We start from the raw sequence: 25,994 nt of genomic DNA on the forward strand, positions 1-25,994 counted from the left end.
GCCATGGGCGAATTCATCATCAAGATGCCCGATGTCGGGGAAGGGGTGGCCGAGGCCGAGCTGGTGGAATGGCATGTGAAGCCGGGAGATCCCGTCCGCGAGGATATGGTGATCGCCGCGGTGATGACCGACAAGGCGACAGTTGAAATTCCCTCTCCCGTCGATGGCACCGTCATCTGGCTCGCCGGCGATATCGGAGATCGTATCGCCGTCAAGGCGCCGCTGGTGCGGATCGAAACGGCAGGCGATGCCGGCGAGGCTTCGCCTGTACAGATCTCGCAGGCGCCGGTTGCGGAACCGGTCAAGGTCGAAGCTGCACGGCCGGCTCCGGCTGCTGCGGCCCCGCCGGCTCTCGCGTCGCCTCCGGCCGAAAAGCCGCTGGCAGCCCCCTCTGTGCGGCTTTTCGCCAGGGAAAGCGGCGTCGATCTCCGGCAAGTGCAGGGCACTGGACCTGCCGGACGCATCCTGCGCGAGGATGTCGAGCACTTTCTGTCTCAGGGAGCAGCGCCAGCAACGGTAAAGAATGGTCTCGCCAGAAAGACCGCGACCGAGGAGATCAAGCTGACCGGCCTGCGCCGCCGCATCGCCGAGAAGATGGTGCTGTCCACCTCGCGCATTCCCCACATCACTTATGTGGAGGAAGTCGACATGACCGCGCTCGAGGAGTTGCGCGCCACCATGAACAGCGACCGCCGGGAAGAGCACCCGAAGCTGACGGTCTTGCCCTTCCTGATGCGGGCGCTCGTAAAGGCCATTTCCGACCAGCCCGACGTTAACGCCACCTTCGACGACGATGCCGGCATCATCACACGCCACAGTTCCGTGCATATCGGCATCGCCACCCAGACGCCCGCGGGTCTGACCGTGCCGGTGGTTCGGCACGCGGAAGCCCGCGGCATCTGGGATTGCGCCGCCGAAATGAACCGGCTGGCGGAAGCGGCGCGCTCGGGCACGGCGACGCGCGACGAGCTTTCCGGCTCGACCATCACCATCAGCTCCCTCGGCGCGCTTGGCGGTATCGTCTCGACACCTGTCATCAACCATCCCGAAGTGGCGATCATCGGCGTCAACAAGATTGCCACACGCCCGGTCTGGGACGGCACCCAATTCGTGCCGCGCAAGATGATGAACCTGTCCTCCAGCTTCGATCATCGCATCATCGACGGTTGGGATGCGGCGACCTTTGTCCAGCGCATCCGAATGCTCCTCGAAACCCCGGCGCTCATTTTCATCGAAGGCTGATCCATGAAAGAGATTGTCTGCAAGCTCCTCGTCATTGGCGCCGGCCCGGGTGGTTATGTCTGCGCCGTCCGCGCCGGGCAGCTCGGTGTCGATACCGTCATCGTCGAAGCCGGCAAGCCCGGCGGCACCTGCTTGACGGTCGGCTGCATTCCTTCCAAGGCTTTGATCCATGCGGCTGAGGAATTCGACGCGACGCAGAGGATGTTCGCCGGCAAAAATCCGATGGGCATCCGCGTCGAAGGTCTCTCGATCGATCTTGCCAGGACGATCGCCTGGAAGGACGGCATCGTCGGCCGGCTGACAGGCGGCGTCTCGGGGCTGTTACAGAAGGCGCGGGTCAAGATCGTCCATGGCCGGGCTCATTTTCGCGACGGCAAGACGGTGGAGGTCGAGACGGAAACCGGCCAGCAGATCATTCGCGCCGAGACCGTGGTGATCGCCACCGGCTCCGATCCGGTGGAGCTTGCCAATCTGCCATTCGGCGGCCGCGTCATTTCCTCGACGGAGGCGCTGTCGCTGACCGAGCTGCCGAGAAAACTGGTCGTGGTCGGCGGCGGTTATATCGGCCTGGAGCTCGGAATGGCCTTCGCCAAGATGGGATCGGCTGTGACGGTGGTCGAGGCGACACAGCAGGTGTTGCCGCTCTACGATGCCGAACTCGTGCGGCCCGTCCTGCGCAAGCTCACCGAAAGCGGCATCCGGGTGCTGACAGGCGGCAAGGCGATGGGCCTTGCCAATTGCGAGGCGTTGCTTGTCGAAACCTCCGATGGCCGCCGAGAAAGCGTGCCTGCCGACCGCATCCTCGTGACCGTCGGTCGCCGCCCGCGAACGGCGGGATCCGGTCTCGAAGAGCTCGATCTCAATCGCGCTGGTCCCTATCTCAGGATCGACGATCGCTGCCGCACCTCGATGCGCGGCATCTATGCGATCGGCGACGTCACCGGCGAACCGATGCTGGCGCATCGGGCCATGGCGCAAGGCGAGATGGTGGCGGAGATCATCGCCGGCAAGAAGCGCGCCTGGGACAAGCGCTGCATACCCGCCATCTGCTTTACCGACCCCGAGATCGTCAGCGCTGGCCTCTCGCCGGCGGAAGCGCAGGCGCAAGGCTATGAAATCCGCACCGGCCAGTTTCCGTTCAGCGCCAATGGACGGGCAATGACGATGCTCTCGGAGGAGGGTTTCGTGCGCGTCGTCGCCCGTGCCGACACCAACCTCGTTCTCGGCCTGCAGGCGGTGGGGGCAGGGGTCTCCGAACTGTCGGCGGCCTTTGCCCTGGCGATCGAGATGGGCGCGCGCCTGGAGGATATTGCAGGCACCATCCACGCCCATCCGACCCGCAGTGAAGCGGTCATGGAGGCAGCGCTGAAAGCCATGGGAAGCGCTTTGCACATCTGAGCTGAAGTCCGCTGCGAATAGCGTCAATCTTTCCAAGATTGAACGAGAAAAGACTCGGATAAGTGTCTGGCGATCTACGTGCCGCCGACGCCTGCACCGACCCGGGTCGAATCGAAAGTCAACGCCCGCTGATCCCTGGATTTCGTCCCGACTGGTTCACCTGCGGCAGACGCTTTCGCGTCCTCAACATCGGCGGTTCATCGCCGCTGGATGAAAACGTCAGTGGTAGGTCACTACCTGCGCGCGCGTGAACGATAAAAACTTTCGACATCCGCTGGGACGCTCAGGCCATAGCCTAAAAGTTGTCGAGCTTTCGGATCAGCTGTGAAATCATCTTGCAGCGCGTTGGGAAAATCAATCTGCTGTTTCAATAGTGGGATCGTGTATACATGATTAACGGCCCGCCGTTCGCGTTCCGTACGGTTTACGCCGCCGGAATGATAGGTCATGCAGTCGAGCACGATGAAGCTACCTGCTCGCGCCGGGACTTGGATCTGAAGAGCTGCTACACTTCCATCGGAAGGGAAAGCCTCCTGTTTGTGGCTACCAGGTACAACAAACGTCGCTCCATTCTCAACTGTAAAATCATCTATGCAGAACAGAGCATTTATTGCCAATGGCCTGCTCGACGTAAAGTGCTGGAAAGGTAGGTCGCGATGATAGGAGCCCTGATTATAGCGAGCAGAGCCGCCGGGATTGCTAATACCATTCTGCTGGTTCAGTACGAAATAATCGCTGATAAGCTTGCCACAAAGCTCCACAATGTTGTCATTCATTGCAAGCTTAAGGAATAGATCGTCATAAAGCATCGGAAGTCGAATGGTGTTGTGCTCGTCGATAGTTTCCAGCGCCGTTCTGCCGCCGTGCCGCATCTCCATGGCTACACGAGCGGAATCAAAAGCCCTACCGAAAGCTTCAACCTCGCCCGGGCTATAGCCGCCATCAACGACCGCATAGCCCAGAAGGCTGATCTGCTCAGCCGCAAAGTCAACTACCGTCGTCGCTTGGGTTTGCTGTTTGATGCCGTAGCTAGAAATTTTGCCCATTTGTCCTACTCTTGCCTCTGATTGCTTTCATCTAACCATCGTTTCTTGAATGGATCCTTGTAATCCGTGGCTTGAAAGCAGCGGCAGGGTTCCCGACGGCTTGAGTATGTATTCAAAATACGTCCTGCGCATCGCGGCTACCGCCTGTGTACATTCACCATTCTTGCCAGCGCGGTGGGCATCCAACGCATTTTTAGCAATTACATTGAAACGACCGTGTAACTCGGAGACGCCTTCCACTGCTTTAACCAACTCTGGCGCCAGTGCAAGGCCGGCTTCGCAAAGGTTGCGAGAGTCCGGTTGAGGGACATCGGTTCGCAACGCCTGATCGGACTTCATGAAGCTTATTGCTCTAAACAAACAGTCGAGTTGAAATTCGCCATACCGGTCCTCGAACAAACCGCGAGCATCACGAAGGATAGAGGAGGAGTTGACGAGCGAGGCGTTCAGATCAACAACAGTGTTCAGCCAACCGGCATCCGCACGACAAGGATACTGAATCGCGGCGGGGATAGCTGGCGCCTCAAGGATCGGCGGCCAATCATTTCGGCGGGCTGCCTCGTCCACACCGGCCTGGTCGAATTGAAGTTGCAGGACTTGACCCGTGTCGACACTTATCTCGGCGGTGCAGAGACGCCAAAACTTTCTCGGTGAGCTGGTATAGTTTAGGAGTTCAGTGCGGGTTGGCCAAGTGAAAATACCGGCCGTGATGACAAGCGACTCATTTGTTTTGACGCGCTCCTCAGGAACGAGGGCCTCAACATACATGGGAGCGACGGCATCCCAGAACTCTCGATCGCAACCGATGTTCATACGCGACATGCGTCGCGCATGGCGGATAATAAAATAGCGTTGCCTGTCTGTAAGATTGAAAAGAGGAGAGGCCGGATCCGAACCCGTCTTCGTGATTGCACTGGTCGTATTGCCATTCGAGCCGACGGGACGTCGGAATGCTGAGAATTCAAGCTTGAAAAGTGCGAGATCGACTGCGTTGAAGACGTTGATCTGGCCAATGCCGAAACCAAGGGGTGCAGATCCAACGAGATCCTTCGACCATCGACCCGGAGGGCCAGCGTCAGCACTTGTCGAGAAAGCCGGCAAACGCATGACAAAAAGCGATGCCATCGTCACGAGCGTGATCAACACCCCGCAGATCACAGGCGTAAAGGCCTGTAAATTGCAGAATACCTCCGCATTCTTTGGCCGGTTAATATACTCATCCGGAATGTTGGAAAACTCACAGACGCCAAAAATCTTCGTCCGTCTGTCAGCAATGAAGCGGTAGACCAACGGCCCTACGCGCGTGATGCGACCAAGCAATAGGATTGGCCAGACCGGCCAAAGCAACACAATGCGTCGTGAGATGGTTTCGTAGAGGGCATATCCGTCATAGCGATCACCGTTGCGTTGATCAACGCCCACAAGGTCGGTCAGGCCCCGCTCAAGGGTGACTCCATGGCTTTGCGCGAATTCGATATTCCTGCGTATTGGGCGGAAGGTGATGCGCGAGTAAATATCGAGGGTTGCAATGGTTTTTACAGTACGATCGCAAAGGTTGCATCGGTCATCGAACATCACAGACAGAGGATATTGCGGTCGAGAGCCGAACGCCGGACCCGTAGCAAATAAGGCAAACCAAAATGCCAGCTCGAAAAATCCAAGAAAACTAAGGGGCAGGACGAAGGCGCTAACGAGGAAAAATGCAAGCCCCCAGAGAATTACGAATGCTCTCGATATGGTATGAACGAAAAGCCCGGGCAAGATGGCCATATACCATATGAACATTCCCAAGATCGATAACTTGGAAAAGTTTACGAATAGCCACGGCCAACTCTCGTACAGACTCCAAGCAAGAGTTGAAAAATGCGGGTTTGATCCAGGTGAAAGGAACACCCAAGCGATGATGAGCCCTGAACGCCAAGCATCGTCGTGAAGATGCCAAGACACAGAGTAAAGGCAAAGGCAGTAATAGGCGAGAAGCGCACCCAGCTTCGCGATGACTAAGCGATCCGCACTTGGCTCGCCGAAAAACCGGTTCTGAGCGGCAATCAGCCGGGCGACCCAACCACCTTTACCCAGCAGATAGCTGTCCATCGAAAAATTTCTTCCGGCCGGCCCCAGGACGAACAGAGCCAGTACAATTGCAAGCACCATTGTTCCAAGGGTAGACGAACCGAGAAAATTATCGATCAGCATATTAGAGCTGGACATCAACACGATCGAAACGATTGGGGTCGCGAATCCGATCGCGACAAGCAACGAAAGGATTGTTGCCGAACCCGCTATCGCCAACGTAAAAGGATCGCCGCCCTCTGTGGCGACGAGGAAAATATAGCCGAACCGCCAAGCCGCTAATCCGCCCACTATAATGCGTGACAGGTCCAGCGTGCGAAGATCTGCATAGAGATCATGTTCCGGCAGTGCATTCCGGCGACGTACGGTATTCGCTATTTTCTCGGCGAGGAGCGCTGTTCCCCGAAAGACAGCTGGGAAAAACATTGATACGCAGAACGCGACCAATAAAATTCCGACGAAAATTAAAAACTCCCTGATCGGATTGCCGTCTGTAAAACCAGGGCTTATCAAAGGCCTACCTATACTTTTTGAACTTGCGATTGTTTTTGGCGAGGACAATGCGTCAAAAATTTGAGCATTTCAAGACAGAGTAGTCATCATTGGTGGTACTCCACGGGTTTAGCACTAAACCAGTTTTCGCGGCATCGACCGGCTTGACAGCGCATGGCGAATATAACGGATGGTAGCGAGTTTTTTGCCTTTGCCCTATTGGATCCAGACTATGATTCCTGACGTTAGTCAAACTCATCACGAGGCCCCACAACCTGCGCGCTCCGACAGGATTAGATGCTGGCTTGGCATATTCGAAACATGCCACATCGATGGAAACTCATGCGGCCGAGACTGCAAAGCGAAGCTGGCGTGGGGGAGGCTGGTGTTGCTGCTATCTTTGCCCCTCTTTGCTCAGTTCAGTGGCGCCTACGAGCTCTTCCCGCGGCCTGGCTGGGTCGACCCCATGATCTACGTGGGATATTTCCTGGATGCAGCGGGTCAAATCCGAAATTATGGTCCGTATTATTTTTCTCAGCGCGTACCTGTCATTGCACTTGGATCTCTTTCTTACAAGTTCTTATCCCCAGCCTACGCGCACTTGGCTCTGGGGATCGTCTTTCAGATTGTCGCACTCATATCCCTCTTCGTTATAGGCAAAAAGGCCGGTGGCCCGCTTGCCGGCGTGTTCACGGGATGGTGGCTAGGAACTAATCCTCTCTGGATCGCCTCGGCAACCAGCGGCTATATCGACGCGCCAGCGATAGCTTTTGCCCTTGCCTCAATCGCCCTTTTGATACACGGAACGGACTTGCGCAAGCGTGTGAGTAGCTTATTGGCGACCGCAGGGTCTGGTTTTATGTTTGCTTGCGTACTGGCGCTGCATCCGGTGCCGGCACTTCTCACGGCTGTTGCGCTGCTCCTAGCGCTTTTTCTACTGCCATCGATTTCAAGCAATCTTGTGCGGATGCTGTCTATGGTCGCCGGCTGTCTGTTTGGCTTATCGGCAATGGCCATATACAGCTATGCAATAGGCGGTCCATTCCTTTTCTTACTGCACGACTCGGCTCCGATCAGGAACGCGATCGCTGGCAACGCTCTGCCTTTTGTCCGTCCAACAAGCGACTGGTTACCCGGAGCTTTCCGCCTCGGCACTCCATTCATCCTTCTGGCGCTGGCTACAATTCTTCTGGTCCGGACCGGAAAGGGAGAGGCAGTCGCAAGGAAACATCTCTTCAGTTTGGGATTGCTGACTTTGCTGGCAACGTTGGTATTCATAGGGGTATGGGATCTTCTGTTGCAAGGCCTCATGGCGCAAACGTGGTTCTACGCCAGCTACCTGCTAATCGGTCAGGGTCTGCTGGTGGCCTTCATCTCCGGCACGTTGCTCGCAAAACGCGAGATAAGCGTCCGTAGGGACTTAGGCGCTCTAATAGCCTATGGAGTTATTATCGCTGGGACCCTCAGCGTGCATGAAGCCATCGAAAGCTTCGCTGACTACCGCGGCGCGACGGTGACATGGATTGGAATTTCTCTTTTGTCTGCATGTCTAATCCTGGTCGCCATGATCGGAATGGTACGAACCGCGCTCGTCGGATTGGCGTTGATGACGTCCATTGTGGGAATTGCCAATTCGGATACTCGGTTCGCCTTTGCTCTGCCTGGAACTGTCCCTTTCCGTACGTTCTTCGAACTTTCGCTCGACATCCGAAGATCGGCAGATAGCACCCGCCTACAAGGGCGACGTGTGGCCTTGTGGGTCGACCGCAACAATTTCACGACAGGCGACGCGAAAAGCGACGAACATGCCACCTATAGATTTTTCGTCGGAGGCAAGAAGCTCGCCCTGAACAGTTTTGACAGCTTGGCCGGTCTTTGGCTTTGGGATAAGGGTGTAATCAATTTCGAAATGCCGACAGTCTTTCCTGAGAACAGGCAGTGGTTAGAGAGGGCTCAGATACCGACATCCCTGATTTTAGTTTGTACTACGACCGAAACCTGCGGGCAGGGACACTTGCAGCTCGATGCGCTGAAAATTCCGACACAAATACGATCGCGCACGATTATCTGGGAGGAAGGGCTGCAACCGATAACCGTCCTGATCGTCGATTACATCATCGAATCGTCAAAGCAGAATTGATCTTTGCCAATGGGGCGCCGCAAAGTCAGGGCAGCGGTGCAACCGTCAAAGTCCAAAGCGGGTGGATTGATCCAGATCAACGAGTCCGAATTTGGTTTCCGTTTCTCGAAGGAAGGCACGTGTCGTATGCGCACCCGTATTATTCGATCTCACCGCCGCCGGGTTGCTTTCTGATTCGGAGAAAACGGAGGTGCTCTAGAGCGCTTCCGTTTTTAGCTGAATCGGAAGGGATTCCGTTTCTGGCCGTTTTGTGATTCAAGATGCTGGCTGGAGTGGAGGCCAGCATCGGATGACTCGACCTCTTTCAAATGATCTTCGCAAGCGTGTTGTTGATGCCATCGAAGCCGGCGAGAGCTGCCGGTCGGTGGCGGTGCGGTTCGGTATTGCGGTGTCTTCAGCGGTGAAGTGGTCTCAGCGCTACCGCTCGAGCGGATCTGTCGCGCCTGGGAAGATGGGCGGTCACCGCAAGCGTGTTCTTGAGCCGTACCGGGCGTTTATCGCCGAGCGAATTAACCAGACGCCGCATCTATCACTGCACGGATTGAAGGAAGAATTGGCCGCACGAGGGGTGAAGGTATCCCACGACACCGTATGGCAATTCCTGCGGCGCGAGGGGCTGCGGTTCAAAAAAAACACTGTTCGCCCTTGAACAGGGACGTGCCGACATCGCGCGGCGACGACAACGCTGGCGGTCCTGGCAGACCGGTCTCGATCCTAGGCGGCTGGTCTTCATCGATGAAACCTGGATCAAGACCAACATGGCGCCGCTTCGGGGCTGGGGGCCGAAGGGCAAACGCCTGCGCGGCTTCGCCCCGCATGGCCATTGGCGCACCCCTGACTTTCCTGGGCGCGTTGCGCTACGATCGGCTTGCCGCACCTTGTGTCTTCGATGGACCCATCAATGGCGAATGCTTCCGAGCCTATGTCGAACAGCAACTCCTGTCGGTGCTCGAACCCGGCGACATCGTCGTGATGGATAATCTTGGCTCCCACAGGTCGGTCGCCATCCGTCAGATGATCCGCAACGCTGGTGCGCGACTCTGGTACCTACCGCCATACTCTCCCGACCTCAATCCGATCGAACAGGCCTTCGCCAAAATAAAGCACTGGATGCGCTTGGCTCAGAAGAGAACGATCGATGACACTTGGCGCCATATCGGACACCTCGTCACAACCATCGAGCCCAACGAATGCAGCAACTACTTCGCCAATGCCGGATATGCTTCCGTGAAAACCTGAAACGCTCTAGGACGGCTCAACATTGATCGAAGCCAGATTCATCGCTGCGACGAGATATACGCAGCTTCATCGGGAGTCCTGAATGTCGATTGGTCCTAGCGGTGCCTTGAAAGCTTGTAGAGCACCGCGGTCATCGGAAGATATCCGGTATCGACTGCGATCTTCTCATTACCGGTGACGTCAAATCCATAGTCGCCGAGAGCCGCGGCAGCATTATTGCAAGCGACTTCATTGAGGCACAAGGTTACAACGGATGTCTGACCCTCGAATGCCCGCAGATTGTTCAGTTCATCAACAGTAAGCGCAGGCATATTTGAGCCGAGTAGGGCGCGATCCCAAAGCCAGACTGCAACCAGGCTGTCCCAATAGTTGAGCAGCAGATAGTTGTCTCGGTAGCGAAGTGTATACAGCGTGAACGCGCTGCGCGGCGCCTCTCGACGCGACATCTCATCTCGCTGAAACCAAAACAACAGCCGCTCATCTGGCCCAACATGTCGGTTTACAAAATTGGCCACTTTGATCGTCGAGCGGAACGTTGTCACAAAATCCACGCTGTCGTGCGTATTGAAGATCCTTCGCGTATCGTGATTGAGCAGCCCGGCAACCATTGTTGACGCCAACAAAAGAATAAGTCCGGCTAGCGCCAAGCGTGAAAACACCAACGCACCCGCGATAGCAAATGCTACCCCAAGTGCTGCCCATGTCAGCAAATGGCCCAGTTCGGCGCCGACGAGGGACCAGATTGTCGTGGTATACCCGTATATTGCTAGCGCGAAGGCGACCGCGATCGTACCGGTTGTAATGACGGTAACGAGATGGTGCTTAATATGACGAGATGCGTATGCCGCTAAGGCGCCCACGATCAGCGCCTGTCCGACGATCATGTAGCTGGCATAGAATGACGATTGTAGCATCGCGCCGCCAACTCCATAGTCCCAGAGCAGCAGAAACAGGCCGACGCCCGCCGCCATTGAAAGGCCGCGCAATGCCAGTGCTCGAATGTTCGGCTCCTTGCATTGGATAACTAGAATCCCCCCCAGTATCAGCAGCGCTAAGGGCGGCGCGAGACGATAAGCGGCGGGCACCCAGTCGACGAGGTCATAGCGGTAGTTGGCGCCGAAACCGTTCAGAGAGCGAGAAAAGACAGTCGTATCGGCGAGGAAAAAGAAAAATCGGCCGCCGACCATCCTGCTGACAATGGCCAATACCGCAGTGCCGGCAATGCCGCCAACAGCGGCCCATAAAGTGTCCTTTAGTAGAGCAGCCATCTGCCGCCGTGAGCACCAAATATCATGGAGACCGAAAAGCAAAAGCAGAAGTGCGGTGATCGGGTGGGTAAAAACTGCCAAAGCCGAAAACGCACCGCCCACCGCAACGGTCAACCTGCGACGCTTCCAATCCTGCCTATAGTCGAGCAGGGCAAGCGAGGCCAAGAGATACGCCATTGCGGGTCCGTCGACGTATCCCCGGGCAATCGAAGCGATCCAAAGGGGATTAAGCGTTAACCACAAACTCCCAAATACACCTGCAGTTAATCCACCACGCCGGCTGACAAGTACGAAGACTGATGCCGCGGCCATTGAATTGAAAAAAACGATCAAGACCCGCTGGGCTACTTCAGGGGGAAAGGCGTAAAACAACGAGGCTCCAAGAGCCGTAAATGGCAGACGCATTGAGAAGTAGTTCGCGCCGTAGGTTGAAATCCTAGGGCCGAGTCCGAGGAAGTAGCCGAGGTAGATGCCGGGATCTACCCATCCGGGAGGCTGAAAAACTTGGAAGAATCCTGAAAACAACCAGATATTCGGGAGAACGAGAACCAAAAGGAGAGCTGATAATCCCCCAGTTCTGCTAATGGACACTCCCCGCTCGTTTGACGTCGCATCGTGGTGCGATGCCGCGTTGTCTTCCTTCTCCGTCACCCTCGAATAAGAGGCCATCCTGTCACCAAAATGCGGTCAATCTTTCTAATTGCCGTAACTATGTCTTGTATTTACGCGCAATCACAGGGCGGCGTTCTGCGACAATTCCGGCGGAATGGCAAGAATTCTGCGTGCACGTGGCACGGTTTTCGAGAGTTAGTGCCCAGTCCTTCGTAGAATCGAATGGTAATGGGAACTTTTTTCGAGCCGATGGCTCATGCAAATTTAACGAGTGGTTCAAAGCTGGTTGCCATCTGTCAGCATTTGAAGCGACTCACCGTCAGAAGCCACGCACATAACATTCACCTTGGGGAAAACTGTCTGTGAAAATGAGTCAAAAAAGGTTTGATAGGATGCTAAGAATGACATTTCTGAAGCCAAGGCGGAGCTGACGGATTTGAAAATATCATTTATTACAACCATTTACTGTACCGAAGATGATATTGACCCGTTTGCAGACTCTTGCTTTGAGGTGTGCAAAGATCTTGGTGTCGAATGCGAGGTGATTTTTGTTAACGATGGCTCTCCGGATAACGGTCTCGATGTCGCCAAGGCTCTAGCGGAGCGCGACGCGCGTGTCGTGGTTGTCGATCTTTCAAGGAATTTCGGGCAGCACAAGGCATTGTGGACGGGGCTTGGAATGGCTACCGGCGACCTGATCATGACTCTGGATGGCGACCTTGAAGAGGACCCGCGCTGGGCCACCCGGTTCATCGCCACGATGAAAGAAAACGGGGCCGACGTCGTCTACGGTGTTCAGCAGCGTCCCAAAGGAAATTTCGCCTACCGACTGTGTCGAAACGCATTTTACCGAGTGTTGGACACCGTTGGCGATTTCGAGTTCCCGCGTGATGTTTCGACCGCTCGCCTGATGACACGGCGGTATGTTGAGGCTCTGCTTTCACACGATGAGAGGGAGAGTTTCTTTGTCGGCCTGATGCATGCGACGGGATTCAAACAGGTCCCGCTCCTGGTTGATAAAATCTCGCGCTCTCCTACAACCTATACATTTAAAAAGTTGCTACGCCTTTTCCTTACGGCCGTTACTGCCTTTTCGATCACCCCGTTGATCGGTGTTTTTTTGGCAGGGGTGATGATCAGCACGGGAGCGTTCTTCTTTATCTTGTTCCTAATTGCGCGCTACTTCATCACAGGAGTTGGTGTCCCAGGTTGGACATCCGTTATGGCGGCATTGATACTCTTCAGCGGTGTCCTTACGCTCTTCAATGGTGTCATAGCGATCTACATCGGGACCATCTTTCTTGAGGTTAAGCGCCGGCCCCGAGTCATCATTAGCGCTGTCTACCGCAGGCAGGAAGGGGGGCGCACCCCGCGGGATGCGGGGTTGCCCGACGCCAACCGAACGGATACAGGGTTGAACGCTCGATAGCTTCGGATAGGACCAGCGCTTGCATTTTTACAGTGAAACGAAAAGCCGGGCTTTCATCGCGCGGTTTGACGCGGCGATAATCGGCCTTTTAGCAATCGCATCTGCCGCCTTCCTATTTCGTCTGCTTGCGATCGCGAATCGCGGGATCGACTTCACCGATGAAGGCTACTATTTGGCCTGGATCTCCAACCCGTGGGTATTTAAGGGCGAAGTCACGCAGTTTGGCTATATTTATCATCCGATCTACCGTCTGGTGAAGGGCGATATTACGCTGCTGCGGCAGCTAAACATTCTGGCCATTTTTCTGCTTTCGAGCATTCTTGGTCAAGCGGCGCTATTTCGTTTCGTTCAGATCGGCATCACGTTGTCCAAATTCTATTGGCTGACGATGATGTCGCTGGCAATCGCCTGCACATCGTTGATGTTTTTCCAAGTGTGGATTCCGACACCAAGCTACAACAGCCTTGCTTTCCAGGCACTTCTTATCGCTGGCATCGGCCTGCTGCTGGTGGATGCAAAAGTCTCCGGATGGCGAATTTTCGGTTGGCAGGCTGTGGGACTGGCCGTCTATCTGGCATTTATGGCGAAACCGACAACTGCGGTTGCCTTGATTTTCGTCGCAGGCCTGTACTTTCTTCGTCGGCCGCGTGCGTATTTGCTGCCAGCCGCGCTAGCTTGTTGCACCGCTATCGCGTTTATCCTCATGTACGGATCGTTTGTTCACGGATCCGTCGCAGCTTTTTTCGCAGATTTGAACGAGGGAGCGTCTTTCGCGCGCCGCATCGGTGGTCCCGCCTCCTATTCTTTCGGTACAATCGTGCGATTGGACATTCGCACTCCTAGTGCCGGAATTGCCCTGCTGACAATTTCAATCTGTATCGTGCTAACTCTAGCACTGCTTCTCAGCCTTTCCGATTTTCGTCGGCTCTTCATCGGGCTGACAGCCGCCGCTACCTTGGCTGTGTTGGCGCTCTCGGTGATAGTCGGGTCCATCGAGATAATGCCGTCGAAATATTTTGCACTGGAGATCTTTGCAGTTCCAGCCGCGGTCGCCGCGGTCCTTGTTATTGCTCGTTGGAGAAAAAAACCTGTTTGGCCGGCCGATACGTGGGCGTTGTCGCTTTGTTTTTTTGCGTTTCCTTTTGTCTATACTTTTGGAACGATGAGCAACTACTGGGCCAGCGCCGCATCCGCGGGGTTATTTTGGGTCATAGGCGGCATTCTTCTTCTGCGGTCTTATCCAGGCTTTTTGCGAGGCCTTCTTCCAATCGCTGCCTATGGCCAAATCCTCACCTTCGTCGTGCTATTGATTTCGCTCCAATACCCCTACCGGCAGTCGCACGCGCTCGTAATGCAGACCGAACCGATAACGCTACCTTCCGGAGCACAGCTTCTTCTCTCTTCTGACGTTGCAGACTATCTAAAGCGTCTCATCGCGGACGCTGGCAACAACGGTTTCCGCCACGGTGATCAAATTACTGATCTTACGGGTCAGTATCCGGGCACACTTTACTTGATGGGCGCAACGCCGGTGGGCAGGGCATGGATGATCGGCGGCTATGTCGGCAGCACCGACATCGCAAAAAGGGCTCTCGAACGGGCGGGTTGCAGGCAGATAGCTGGTTCTTGGCTGTTGATGGAGCCGAATGGCACGCGCAGCCTACCGACATCGATTCTCGATAACTTTGGAATCGATCCTGAGACCGATTATACAATAGCTTCCACGGTGCGCCCACCAGACCCGGATGCTGGACCTGACATCAGGCAGCTATTGCTTCGTCCCACAAGGACTATTGATGAGGCGACCTCAATTTGTGAAGACCACAGCCGAGTACAGAAAGAAATCAACCAAGGACCGTAACGAGGCAGAAGACAACACCACCTCCGCGGTAAGCACGGATTTTTTGGATTTTGGAATTGCCGAACACAGGGGAGCGGTCGAAAGAGGATCTGAATAGTCCCGCCGGCCCGATCGAACGAATACAGTGTTGCGCTTCACGGCGGAGGCAGCAACAGGGATTTTGATAATTAGTCGAGGTGGCTTTCTGACGCCGGCTAAGTGGAGCCTGCGGCAAGGAAATCGCCACTACACAGCATCAAGGATACGATCTTCGTGGCCAGTCAAAAGTGGAGAACCACGTCTTGCGGGAGGTTTGTGATTTGAACACTCCAGCGAATTGCCCCGCGTGCTCGTCTTTGCGATGGCGCGCCTTGCCGAGTTGGTCCCACCAGTCCATGCTTTCTGATGGGCGCAATATTGGCGAACCGTTGGAAAAGGAGCACTGCGAGGACTGCGGATTGATCCGGCATGCCTCCCCGCCTTCTCAAGAGGAGGTGGAAGCGATATTCAGCCGCGATTATGCGCTGCACGACCGTTTGATAGACAATATATTCGAAGATCAGCGTCAACGCATTTATGCCGACTGGATCCTCAGTCTACTTGGAGATCGGAGGGTCAACTCAATTTTTGAGATCGGGGCTGGCACGGGATCACTGATGGCCGAGCTGCGACGCCGCGCGCCTCAATTGCGGCTGAACGGCGTCGAACCCGTCTCCTCGGCGGTATCCCGACGTGCTGACGGACTCGATATAGAGTGTGGGCTTTTAAGGGATATCGACACTGCAGTGCTGCGGGTCGACGTAGTGCTCTCAGTCAACGTGATCGAACATGTGCACAATCCAATAGAGTTTTTGCAGCAATCGAGAACTGCCATTGCGGACGGCGGGTGTATCGTCACGATCTGCCCTGACGGGGACCGGCCGACGACGGAGATGTTGGTCTATGATCACATCCACTCTTTCACTTCGCATGCACTTGAGAGGATGGCTCAGCGTGCGGGACTTGCAGTCGCCGACAAACAACTGGCTCCGGCTGCATTAGGTGCGTTCCAGGCTGTTGTGCTGGTGCCCGGATCAGGCACGCAGATCTCTGTGCCGTTGGCCGACGCTCTCTATAACCGTCGGGTCAGCTTTCTTCGCGGTTGGCAGCGCCTTGATGAAGCCTTGCTGGACAGAGTCCGCAACGTTACGGACCTTTTTGCCTTTGGGAGTGGCGAAAACGCACAGCTTTTGCGCGCATACGCGCCACGAACTTGGGAAATGGTATGTGGAATTATTGCTGACAGCGAAGGGTCGTTTGACGGGCGGCCGGTAACTCTCTACAGCGGCGTGCGAACCGGCAAGCGGCGGACAGTGCTTCTGGCCGTCCGCCCTGAAATTCAGGAGACCGTAGCGAATCGACTCACTAGCGACGGTAACATCGTGATTCGCTGGGATGATCTTGTCCGATCTGATGGGTAGTCGGGGATCCGCTTGAACATTGTTCAGTAGGCAGCGAAATATCGTAAATATACATATGTGAAATTAAAGCTTGTCTGCCTCCATTGTGCGTTTTAGTACAATAAAAAGGGGGCGTCTCTTCGTATAGTCAAGAATATTGGACGCGAATACGCCCAGAATGAGAATGGCGATGGAGAGCAGGACTCCAAACGTGGCGATTTGACCTGATCGTATAAGCGGATAACCCGTCCCAATCAGTGCAAAACTTAGGGAGACAACCGTCAATGCGCCCACAACAGCAATCAAGATATACAGTAGGGATTGCGAATAAAAGATCACGCCCTGATAGGAGTGTCGCAAGAGGCGCGAAAGACGATAGCTGGATTTGCCGACACCGCGTTTGTCGCGATCATATTTCACGTCGATACCGCCACACCCGAGCCAATACAGAACGAAAAGGAAGTGTCGGTTTGGTTCATTGAACTGAAGGTATGCGTCAACCACCTCCCTCGAAAGCAAAGTGAACGTGCCGTAGCCAGGATCGATATTGCGACCAGATATCAGTCGCAGAAAGGTGAAGTAGAGTTTTCCTGCCCCTATCCTTGCGACCGATTGATGGTCGGAATGGCGTTTGCCGTAAACAAGCGGCGCGCCCGCTTCTGCGGCGTCCCAGAGAATTTTGATAGCCTCCGGCGGATCCTGCAGATCTCCGTCCATCACGATCACGCGTGCTCCGCGAGCCTCCGATAAACCGGCGGCAATTGCAATGGATTGGCCGAAATTGCGGCTCAACTTGATCCCGCGCACGTGGTGGTCCGTAGCGGCAAGCTCCTCAATTACCTCCCAGGATTTGTCTGGACAGTCGTCATCAACAAAGATGATCTCGTAATCAGCGACTAGGGCTTCAAGTGCAAGGCCGAGACGACGATGTAATTCGACAAGTGAGCCCCTGCATTTGTAGATGGCAACGACAATCGATAGCTCGACAGACGAACGGGTAGACAATTGAGAATTCGGGCTCATGATCTAACTCAGGCCGAGAGCCGGTCGATGCGCTCGATCACTCTGTTCAAGTGCGCCTGTGTCATGCCCAAATGAAGTGGCAGACGAATCAGCCGACTGGAAACATCGTCTGTTACGGTTAAATTGCCGTGAGCCCTGGCAAACTTGCGACCAGCCGGTGCCGAATGCAGTGGAACGTAGTGAATAACTGCGCCGATACCGGTTCTTGCCAACTCGTCCAGCCAAATTTCGCGCAACCGTGCGTCGGGCGCCAAAATGTAGAAGATGTGGCCATTATGCTTGCAGTATTCGGGGGGATGGGGGATTTGCAGGCGCCCCGCACGCTCCATGGGTTCGAGTCCCTTTTTGTATCCTTCCCATAGGGCCAGCCGTGACTGAGTCGCTTCTTGTCCGTTCTCGAACTGGGCGCAGAGGAATGCAGCGATAATTTCACTCGGCAGGAAAGACGAGCCGATATCCACCCAATTGTACTTATTTACCATTCCTCGCTTGAATTTGACACGATCGGTCCCCTTCTCCCAGACGATCTCGGCGCGGTCTATCTTGCTCGGATCGTTCACAATCAGTGCGCCGCCTTCGCCTGACACAATATTCTTCGTCTCGTGAAAACTGAAGGTGGCAAGCTCAGCGAAGGAACCCAGAGGCTTACCTTTAAAGTCAGCATACATCGCCTGAGCGGCATCCTCGATTACGACAAGATTATGCTTGCGGGCGATGTCGAGGATTGCATCCATCTCACAACCGACACCGGCATAGTGAACAACCATGATCGCTTTGGAGCGGGCTGTTATGGCGTTCTCTATGAGCGTTTCATTGATATTCAAAGTGTCGGGTCGAATGTCCACAAAAACCGGGACCGCGCCGCGTAGCACGACCGCATTAGCCGTGCTGGTAAAAGTGTAGGACGGCATGATGACTTCATCGCCAGGCTGCAAATCGCACAAAATCGCAGCCATCTCCAGCGCCGCGGTGCATGACGGCGTCAGGAATGCCGCGGGGCTCTTCAGCAGATCCATTAGATAGGCACTGCAAAGCTCGGTAAACCTGCCATTACCCGAAATGCTCTTTTCGTTAATCGCTTTGGCTATGTAGGCAAGCTCATTTCCGAGAATACCTGCTGAATTGAATGGGATTTTGTCAGTTCGTGGTTCGATTTTCAAAGCCATATCGCTAGCTCTTTCCTGAGCGAAACCATCAAGCTGTTGCCTGTGGATTAATTTCTGTTGCCGAGTATTAGAACTTAACGGAGACGCTTATTTGGTCGGCTGGGGTTAATGCCCGATGCGCATGATCCAATACGTGTAGGGTATCCAGGTTCGCGGCTCGAGCCAGCCTTCCACATTGCCAAAATGCGACTTCGCCAGCGCTGTATATGCTTCCGGGCGGCGCACGCTCCGCCCCCGATCCTGGCTAATTACAAAACGGGCGACGGGATTCTGCCCCTGAACATAAGTTCCGTCGACAGTGATGATACGCCCGCCCGGCTTCAGTCCTTTAGCCAATGTTTCGAACAATGAATCGACCTCGTGATCATCGAGGTGATGAAGGAGCCCGGTCGCGAGGATCAGATCAAACTTGCCAAAATGCTCGATACGCGCGCTGTCCAGAAATTCCGCATGAAACTCACCGCGCTTCCCCCAACGGGCCTTTGCTTTGGCTATATATGGTTCGCTGATATCGAACCCAACATAGTCGATCTCGGGCATGACAGAGAGAATATCTGCTGTCCCGCATCCGACATCGAGCACGCGCTCTCCAGGTCTGGCTCGAATGAATTCGCGTTGCATCCAGTTCCGGTTCCGAGATGCACCCATTATCGTTTGGGCGAGATCGTAAATTGCCGGAACCGACAAGATCGAATGAATGCCGGAAGTTATCTGAGCCACTATTTACCCTCTACTTTGCGCGCGACAACTACACGGCTGCCGCCAACCGGCCAGCGCAGGCCGCGCTCGGTCAGCGTCACCTCCAACGACAAGGTTCGCTTCAACAGACCATTGAGAGCTTTGGAGATTTCAAACTCCTTGCGTGCTATCGCGCGCATATCGCCTCCGGACGCATTTCGTTTTGCCAAAAGACGGCTGAGTATCATCAGCGGCAGCAGTATCGCCGTGTAGCTAGTGGAGAAGACGATGTCGAAACCTGCTGTTCTTAACTTCGCTTCGAGTTCACCTCGACGATAGCGGCGTTCATGGTGAGCAACCTCGTCCGCCGGCCCCCAAAGGAACGGGTGTTGCGGGACCGTGGCGATGAGCGTGCCCCCAGGCGCAAGAACTCTGTTGATGCCAGCCAAGACGGCTTCGTCTTCGGCGATATGCTCAAGCACGTCGAAAGCACCAGCGAGATCAAACGTTGAGTCGAATGGAAGATTGCGTCCGTCCGCCTGCAGAAACTCAACATCAGCGGGCATTCGCGAGCGCGCGAACGCCAGTCCGCTCGGATGAATTTCTGTCGCAAGAATACGGTCCCACCGGCGCGATTCGGCCAAAGCCTTGACAACGTTTCCCGAACCACAGCCGACCTCTATGAAGCTTCGGGCGGAGGGGGCATACTTGCCAGCGAGTGAGACGATCAAGCGGCGGCGCGCGACAAACCAAAAGTGACTAAGCTCAGCTTCTGCCAGATACTGAAAGTCCTGAGGGTCAAATCCCGAAACAGTATCCGCGAGCGCTGGAGCGGTCAGCGCAATTTCGTTTATTACCGGTGCCGAGAACAAGCATTGGCCACACACAAAGGACGTCGGCCATGAGAGCTCGTCCGCAGCGATCGATGACGCCGCACCGCAGCCAGGACATATACGCTGCGCCTGCTTCGAGCTTAAAGCTGTCCCTATTTGCATGAATCGCCTCCGGCTGCCACTCAACGCGAAAAGGCGGACAACGTAACGCCCAACGCGATTAGAGCCAGCCCCATCGCCTGCATCAGTTGGATGCGTTCGCCAAAACAGACCACTGCGCCGAGCGGAACAATAACGAATGACAGGGCCATCAAAGGATAAGCGTAAGCCAGTCCAAGTCTATCAATTGCCATCATATACGCGATGCTTGCCAAAAACGCTCCGCCAAGGCCACTTAATACCCACGGATCGGTCAACATCGCAAAGATGTAGCCGTATCGTCCCAACTCGCTCGTGTTCTGCGCGTGCAAGCCGGAGCGCCATTTCATGATCAGCTGGCCATATAACGATAGGGCGAGCGTTGCCCCAATCCAATTTAGTCGGTCCATATTTGCCTAGCATTTTCTGATGAGATGTATGGCTAAGGTTACGGGTTCCGGGTATCACACCCACTCAACTTGAGCAACTATGTCTAAGCGAGTGATCGTTCCGATGGTGAAATCTGAAATGAGCGTTGCAGTCAGGCCCCAGAAGCGGATTGCGATCATTCAATCCTGCTATATCCCATGGAAAGGTTTTTTCGATCTCATCGGCCGTTGCGACGAATATATAATTCTCGATGGAGCCCAGTATCGCAAGAGGCACTGGCACAACAGGAACAAGATCAAAACACAGCGCGGTGCTGAATGGTTGACAATACCGGTCATCACCAAGTCACAATTCGACCAGCCTATTGATGAAGTGGAAATCGCTGAGCCGTGGGCGGAAAAGCATTGGCGAAGCATTGAACTCAATTATGCCCGCGCACCACATTTCAAGACACACGCGGAACGTATCAGGGATCTCTATGTACGGGCCGGCGGCCTTTCCAAGCTTACGGAAGTCAACGAGTTGTTTCTGCGCGAACTTTGCATGCAACTCGGTATGAGCCTGCAAATCCGTCGGGATTCCGACTACGCATGTGAGGGGCGACGAAGCGAGCGTCTGCTTTCACTCTGTGTCGCCGCAGGCGCCACGCATTATCTAAGCGGACCGAGTGCGCGAGAATACCTTGACGAAAAGATTTTCAGCGATGCGGGTGTCGTCGTAGAATGGATGGAGTATGGGCCTTATAGACAATATGAGCAGTTGCACGGTGATTTCGAGCATGCAGTCTCGGCGTTAGATCTCGTCTTCCATCTTGGTGAAGCGTCGCGATCTTTCATCTCTCCGTGAAGCAGCTCAAACTGGCTCTGTTGCTGATTTAATAAGGATACGATGGCTACCCGCAGCCAAATAGGGACCGGAGAAGAAAATTTGACAAAAGATACATCTAGTATTCTAGACCGCGTTGCAGGCTATTATTCAGAAAAAGTCGAAACTTTTGGCGCGACCCCACAGGGAGCTGATTGGCGCGACGAAGAAAGCCAGCGTAAGCGTTTTGACCAGCTTTTGCTTGTAGTTAAGAACGACGTAGTGGGTTCCATTGCCGAGATTGGTTGTGGGTATGGAGCTTTGCCGGTGTACATGCGCCAGCAGAATTTAAATTTCGACTATCTTGGGTGTGATATTTCCACAAGCATGCTCAAGGCCGCGTCACATTATTGTAGCTCGCTCAAAAGGGTCAAATTCGAACAATCCACGAAACCCAGCCAACAGGTGGACTATGTTATCGCCAGCGGAATATTCAATATCCGCTTTGATTACGATGACGACGTTTGGCTGCAGTATGTCTGGGATGCTATCTCTTCCATGGCTGGATGCGCCCGCAAGGGAATTGCCTTCAATTGTCTAACTGCGCATTCGGATCCAGAGCGAATGCGTGGCAATCTCTGGTATCCCGATCCTGGCTATATTCTAAACCATTGCCTCAAGCACTTTGGGCGACGAGTTTTGTTGGCTCACGACTATGATCTCTATGAGTTCACCGTCCGAATAAGCCTAACCCGTTGAAGTTGAATGACAAGCGGATTTCTGATATCAGGGCTTGCGGCTGATGGATTTCGGGACCCCAGCTTTGGTCCCGGTCTATCGCGCAGGAGAGGTCGCGACGCAGAAAGGTGCGTTCAACGTTGCCGAGCATTCGAAGAGGATCTGCGTCACCGCTCTTTCGAATCTATGGAATCTGTACTCTGCGAGGGATTTTACGTGAAGCCAATACTCATCTTTGGAACGGGCGAAATCGCCGAAGTTGCCGCCTATTATTTCGAAAAAACACTGGGGCGTCAGGTGGCAGGGTTCACCGTCGATTCTGATTTCATCAGGGAGGAAACCTTTCAAGGGCGCCCCGTCATCGCGTTTCAGAACGTCGCTGAAACCTTCCCGCCTTCCGTCCATGACGGTTTTGTCGCTCTTTCTTATGCAAGGATGAACGTGGTGCGGGCCACCAAAGTCGATGCAATGCGGCAAGTCGGTTATAGCTTGACCAGCTACATCAGTCCTCATGCAAACGTCTTTACTGATGACATCGGAGAGAACTGTTTCATTCTCGAAGACAATACGATTCAGCCGTTTTCTCGCATCGGGGATAATGTGACTCTTTGGTCCGGCAACCACATTGGCCATCATTCAGTAATCGAAGAAAACGTCTTTATCTCTTCGCACGTAGTGGTTTCCGGCGGCGTAACCGTCGGACATAACAGCTTCCTCGGCGTGAACTCGACGATTTCTGACCACGTTTCTGTTGCGCCCTTTAGTCTCATAGGAGCTGGAGTGCCGATCGGCGAAAATACCGACGCCGAGGGTATTTATGCGTTGCCATTCAAAGCGGAGAAACGCTCGGTTCCTTCCACTCGCCTAAAGAAATTCTAGAATAGCTATGACTCAAATATGGCAGCGCCTCGGCCGCGTCATTGAACCACGTTCCGACCGGGGTTGGTGGCGAAGCCACGCGAGTTACCCGACGGCCGTTGTGCGGGCGGACGGCTTGGTTGACGTGTATTTTTCTGTTCGTGACTCGCTCAACCGTTCTTCGCTAGCACGCACGACATTGTCTGTTGAGCCGAGCGGATTTCGTATCGTTTCGGAACCCGAAGGTCCGCTTTTCGAACCCGGAAGGCGAGGTGCATTCGATAGTGACGGTGTCACGGTTGGCTGTGTTATCCAGGACGGCGAGCGGCTGTTCGCCTATTACCTCGGTTGGACTGTCGGCGTCTCCGTTCCCTTCACGAATTTTATCGGTCTGGCTATTGCGGAGTCTCGAGACGACAAGTTTGAACGGCATAGTCAGGTCCCCATCGTCGGACGAAGTGAGGCAAATCCGCTGACGGTTGGCTATCCTTGGGTCGTTCGAGAGGATTCAGCTTATCGAATGTGGTTTGGAAGCCATCTGTTCTGGGGCGAGAAGGGCCTCGAGATGCAGCACATCGTTAAAACGGCGCAGTCTACCGATGGCCTTGCCTGGGTAGCGTCGGAGAATACCGTCGTTCCTTTGCATGGTTCCCTGGACCCGGCTGAATTCGCGATCTCGCGTCCAACAGTTATCAAGGAAACGGATGGTTCCTATTCGATGTGGTATGCGCGCCGTAGACCTCATTACGAAATTGGGTGCGCGTACTCCGCGGACGGCATGAGTTGGACACGTGATGACTCGGCTATCGTGTTTGCGAATGAGCCCCAAGAATGGGAGAATAACGAATGCACATATCCATGCGTCTTCGATATTGGAGCTCACCGCTATCTTTTATACAATGGCAATGGCTATGGTAAGAGCGGTTTCGGATTGGCGGTCTTGACGGTTTGACTGGTAAGGCGTGTCTCAGGGAACGCGAATTTGAGCGTGTATTTCAGGCGGGCGATGTTTGTTTTTGGGCTACATGCAGGGTTCGCCGACAGAAATTGAGCAGCTTAACTGTTTTCTAAATCCCACAGAGAACTGACCGAGAAGCTAGGGACTCGTGCACTCGCGATGCAGGGAATCGCGACTCAGATCCTGCCTGACTTGGAAATCACCCAGCTCCCAGGCGGGATCGTATTCCGAGGTTCAGGTATTTGCTCGCCGAAACAGTGAGAATTGCGGCTAGAATGAAGGTGGAGATTGCAGTGGCTATTGCCGCCCCGGTGAGCGAATAGCGGCTTATGAGTAGCAGCCCCAGCATAAAATTCGCAACTACCGCACCTATGCTTGCAGCAGCATAGGCTGTCTCACCATCGGTCATCAAGAGCAGGTTGCTGAGCGGAAGAGAGAAAGCGAACACTGTTTGCGATATGACGACAAGCCACATGATTTCGCCTGCTTGGCGGTATGTGTCGCCGAATACAAAACCAACTACTTCATTGGGAAACAGGACGAGGGCGGCAGCTAGGGGGCCGACCGACAGTCCGATCAGGGCGAGTTGGACGGAGACTTCAAAACGAAGCTGCCGCACATCGTTGTTCATGTACGCCTTGCTGATACGGGGAGCAAATACGGGGAGCAATATCGTCGGCACCAGCAACATCAGATTGGCGATACGAACGGCGGAGTTGAAGAACGCTAATTGATCCAGCCCCGCGATGGGGGCCAAAAGGAGGCTGTCCATTCGATCCATTAGAAGCTTGCCACCATACCCAACCAACGTATAGGCGGCAATACGCGACCATTTTCTCGTATCGTAGATTGTTGTTGTCGACGCCAGCAGAACGCCGAACGGCTTGGCAGTAATAAATATCTGCAAAATGAGGCCAAATACCGAACCCGCCACCACGCAGAACGACGCACTGCGAAGGTCGTCAGCGCCGATGGCGTATAAAAGCACGAGCGCCAGCCCTAACGGAATGGTCTCGCTAGAAAGGACACTAATGGCAGGTCGGTTGAGGGCGGCGAGATATTCCCTAAGCATCAGATTGAAAAGAAGAGGCAAACTGACAATGCCGGTGTAGAAAATCGATTCAGAAAGACCGCGATCAACCCAGTCGGTAAAGGACAGAAAGATCAAAAGAACACAGATAGTCGTGACAACTGCGGTCGGAATTTGAAATGATCTCAGAAGGAAGCCTTTTGCCCGCGCTGGATCCTCATCATCGAAACGAGCCGCCATCCTGCGGCTGAGATTGAGCCAGCCTAGTGTGCCGATCTGAACGACGAGGTTCGAAACCCCCGTGACGTAAATTAGCCCTGCATTCTCAGTCGGAGACAAAAGCCGTGCAGAAAGCGCGAACAGCCCAAGTGACAAGGATCTGGCGAGCAGGACGGCAATCGTTGTACTAGCAACCGACCGAAGCCTAACATAAGTCTCGGATCGAAAATTCATCTTCTCCAGCCGGCGCCCTTGACCTTTTGTCTCAACCCGGCGAGCATCAATCGCTGGTATGTTCATTTTCCTGCTCTATCCGAGTGAGCGGCTCATGGCAACAAGTGTTGCGTGCCGCGGTTTATCCCAATCAAGGTTGCGCCACGAAGATCTGAATGTCATGAATTCGGCGAGCGGTGCGACCTTTCGCCTTCCGCCGTTCAGGAGCCCGTTTTCGACGAGCAAGAATTTCGCCACGACGCTACCTTGGTTCCTGGGAGACGATCAACGATTTCGTGACAACGTCGAGTTTGGGAGTCGCCGCCGGGCCAACGCGGGTAGAGCTCATATTGGGCTGGGGTGCCGGCGCCAAACGGCTGGTCTTCGGAGCTTGGATTTGTGGCCAGGCCGCTGGGACATAGGGGTCACTTGCGCTGGCAAATACAGCTGCCAAAGCACAGGCAGCCAACATCGCAATCGCCACAATTTTATAGAGCATCCCGAACATCTCGCTAAGCCAATAGTTTGTCCGATGCAATCTACGTGGTGAACGATCCGTTACCAACCGGAAATTGAATGAGGACCGAGCGTCTGAGCGGAGCGCTGCTCGATCGTATTGCCGACCACGTCAATATTCTCCGGACGAATGGTGATAGCTATCGTCTCGCGCAAAGTCGCGCCCGAAAAGACCGGCTGAAATCCACTCGAAAAACTCGCCACGCGGGTAT

19 protein-coding genes and 2 pseudogenes are annotated in these 25,994 nt (G+C 54.5%); 12 read left to right on the forward strand and 9 right to left on the reverse strand.

Features of this window, described 5'->3' with window-relative positions; genetic code table 11:
- Positions 1 to 3: 3 nt before the first annotated feature.
- Complete coding sequence (locus tag AMK02_RS22140) at positions 4 to 1,242, forward strand: dihydrolipoamide acetyltransferase family protein (protein WP_064806801.1); 1,239 nt, start codon at positions 4 to 6, stop codon at positions 1,240 to 1,242.
- Between the two features lie 3 nt (positions 1,243 to 1,245).
- A complete protein-coding gene (lpdA, locus tag AMK02_RS22145) occupies positions 1,246 to 2,640 on the forward strand; it encodes a dihydrolipoyl dehydrogenase (protein WP_064806803.1) in 1,395 nt (464 codons plus the stop codon).
- A gap of 233 nt (positions 2,641 to 2,873) precedes the next feature.
- Here the strand turns inward: lpdA and AMK02_RS22150 are convergent, their stop codons facing one another.
- Positions 2,874 to 3,686: a phytanoyl-CoA dioxygenase family protein gene (locus AMK02_RS22150; protein ID WP_064806805.1), complete on the reverse strand. Its 813-nt coding sequence runs from the start codon at positions 3,684 to 3,686 to the stop codon at positions 2,874 to 2,876.
- A 27-nt stretch (positions 3,687 to 3,713) separates the two neighbouring features.
- Positions 3,714 to 6,272 (reverse strand): thiol-disulfide oxidoreductase DCC family protein, encoded by a 2,559-nt coding sequence (locus AMK02_RS22155; RefSeq protein WP_145924249.1) that lies wholly within the window; start codon positions 6,270 to 6,272, stop codon positions 3,714 to 3,716.
- A 445-nt stretch (positions 6,273 to 6,717) separates the two neighbouring features.
- Between AMK02_RS22155 and AMK02_RS22160 the strand changes: the two genes are divergently transcribed.
- Positions 6,718 to 8,391 (forward strand): hypothetical protein, encoded by a 1,674-nt coding sequence (locus AMK02_RS22160; protein ID WP_145924250.1) that lies wholly within the window; start codon positions 6,718 to 6,720, stop codon positions 8,389 to 8,391.
- Positions 8,392 to 8,680: 289 nt separating this feature from the next.
- Positions 8,681 to 9,630 (forward strand): annotated as a pseudogene (locus AMK02_RS30340) (IS630 family transposase).
- A 95-nt stretch (positions 9,631 to 9,725) separates the two neighbouring features.
- On the opposite strand, the gene AMK02_RS22170 reads toward AMK02_RS30340, so the two are convergent.
- On the reverse strand, positions 9,726 to 11,567 hold the full coding sequence (locus AMK02_RS22170; protein WP_064806811.1) for a hypothetical protein: 1,842 nt from the start codon (positions 11,565 to 11,567) through the stop codon (positions 9,726 to 9,728).
- A gap of 379 nt (positions 11,568 to 11,946) precedes the next feature.
- Between AMK02_RS22170 and AMK02_RS22175 the strand changes: the two genes are divergently transcribed.
- The 3 genes from AMK02_RS22175 (at position 11,947) to AMK02_RS22185 (ending at position 16,239) form a co-directional block, all read left to right on the forward strand.
- Positions 11,947 to 12,939, forward strand: a complete 993-nt coding sequence (locus AMK02_RS22175) for a glycosyltransferase family 2 protein (RefSeq protein WP_082929706.1) — start codon at positions 11,947 to 11,949, stop codon at positions 12,937 to 12,939.
- 19 nt (positions 12,940 to 12,958) lie between these two features.
- On the forward strand, positions 12,959 to 14,800 hold the full coding sequence (locus tag AMK02_RS22180) for a hypothetical protein (protein WP_064806813.1): 1,842 nt from the start codon (positions 12,959 to 12,961) through the stop codon (positions 14,798 to 14,800).
- A 374-nt stretch (positions 14,801 to 15,174) separates the two neighbouring features.
- Positions 15,175 to 16,239: a class I SAM-dependent methyltransferase gene (locus AMK02_RS22185; protein ID WP_082929707.1), complete on the forward strand. Its 1,065-nt coding sequence runs from the start codon at positions 15,175 to 15,177 to the stop codon at positions 16,237 to 16,239.
- 63 nt (positions 16,240 to 16,302) lie between these two features.
- On the opposite strand, the gene AMK02_RS22190 is transcribed toward AMK02_RS22185, so the two are convergent.
- The 5 genes from AMK02_RS22190 to AMK02_RS22210 all read right to left on the reverse strand — a co-directional run bounded on the left by AMK02_RS22190 (position 16,303) and on the right by AMK02_RS22210 (position 20,406).
- Positions 16,303 to 17,241, reverse strand: a complete 939-nt coding sequence (locus AMK02_RS22190) for a glycosyltransferase family 2 protein (RefSeq protein WP_064806817.1) — start codon at positions 17,239 to 17,241, stop codon at positions 16,303 to 16,305.
- Between the two features lie 8 nt (positions 17,242 to 17,249).
- Positions 17,250 to 18,407 carry a dTDP-4-amino-4,6-dideoxygalactose transaminase gene (gene rffA, locus AMK02_RS22195; RefSeq protein ID WP_064806819.1) on the reverse strand — a complete coding sequence of 386 codons (1,158 nt, stop codon included), beginning with the start codon at positions 18,405 to 18,407 and terminating at the stop codon, positions 17,250 to 17,252.
- A gap of 105 nt (positions 18,408 to 18,512) precedes the next feature.
- Entirely contained in the window at positions 18,513 to 19,127 is a 615-nt protein-coding gene (locus AMK02_RS22200; RefSeq protein WP_064806821.1) for a class I SAM-dependent methyltransferase, read from the reverse strand.
- Complete coding sequence (locus AMK02_RS22205; RefSeq protein WP_082929708.1) at positions 19,127 to 20,080, reverse strand: class I SAM-dependent methyltransferase; 954 nt, start codon at positions 20,078 to 20,080, stop codon at positions 19,127 to 19,129. Before AMK02_RS22205 ends, AMK02_RS22200 begins: the two co-directional genes overlap by 1 nt.
- A 20-nt stretch (positions 20,081 to 20,100) precedes the next feature.
- Positions 20,101 to 20,406: an EamA family transporter gene (locus AMK02_RS22210; RefSeq protein WP_189637035.1), complete on the reverse strand. Its 306-nt coding sequence runs from the start codon at positions 20,404 to 20,406 to the stop codon at positions 20,101 to 20,103.
- Between the two features lie 178 nt (positions 20,407 to 20,584).
- Between AMK02_RS22210 and AMK02_RS22215 the strand changes: the two genes are divergently transcribed.
- From AMK02_RS22215 to AMK02_RS22230, 4 genes are all read left to right on the forward strand, one after another.
- Positions 20,585 to 21,292, forward strand: coding sequence for a WbqC family protein (locus AMK02_RS22215; protein WP_064806825.1), 708 nt, complete (start codon positions 20,585 to 20,587; stop codon positions 21,290 to 21,292).
- Between the two features lie 42 nt (positions 21,293 to 21,334).
- Positions 21,335 to 22,009: a class I SAM-dependent methyltransferase gene (locus AMK02_RS22220; protein WP_064806827.1), complete on the forward strand. Its 675-nt coding sequence runs from the start codon at positions 21,335 to 21,337 to the stop codon at positions 22,007 to 22,009.
- Positions 22,010 to 22,204: 195 nt separating this feature from the next.
- Positions 22,205 to 22,867 (forward strand): acetyltransferase, encoded by a 663-nt coding sequence (locus tag AMK02_RS22225; RefSeq protein ID WP_237358363.1) that lies wholly within the window; start codon positions 22,205 to 22,207, stop codon positions 22,865 to 22,867.
- A 124-nt stretch (positions 22,868 to 22,991) separates the two neighbouring features.
- Positions 22,992 to 23,798: a hypothetical protein gene (locus tag AMK02_RS22230; protein ID WP_237358366.1), complete on the forward strand. Its 807-nt coding sequence runs from the start codon at positions 22,992 to 22,994 to the stop codon at positions 23,796 to 23,798.
- A 205-nt stretch (positions 23,799 to 24,003) separates the two neighbouring features.
- Here AMK02_RS22230 and AMK02_RS22235 read toward each other — a convergent pair whose 3' ends face one another.
- A complete protein-coding gene (locus AMK02_RS22235) occupies positions 24,004 to 25,353 on the reverse strand; it encodes a polysaccharide biosynthesis C-terminal domain-containing protein (RefSeq protein WP_082929709.1) in 1,350 nt (449 codons plus the stop codon).
- 495 nt (positions 25,354 to 25,848) lie between these two features.
- Here AMK02_RS22235 and AMK02_RS31990 point away from each other — a divergent pair.
- A pseudogene (locus tag AMK02_RS31990) lies at positions 25,849 to 25,953 on the forward strand (ATP-binding protein); the annotation flags it as partial.
- Positions 25,954 to 25,994: the final 41 nt, after the last annotated feature.

Origin of the sequence: Rhizobium sp. N731, assembly GCF_001664145.1 — a bacterium.
GTDB classification, from domain to species: domain Bacteria; phylum Pseudomonadota; class Alphaproteobacteria; order Rhizobiales; family Rhizobiaceae; genus Rhizobium; species Rhizobium esperanzae.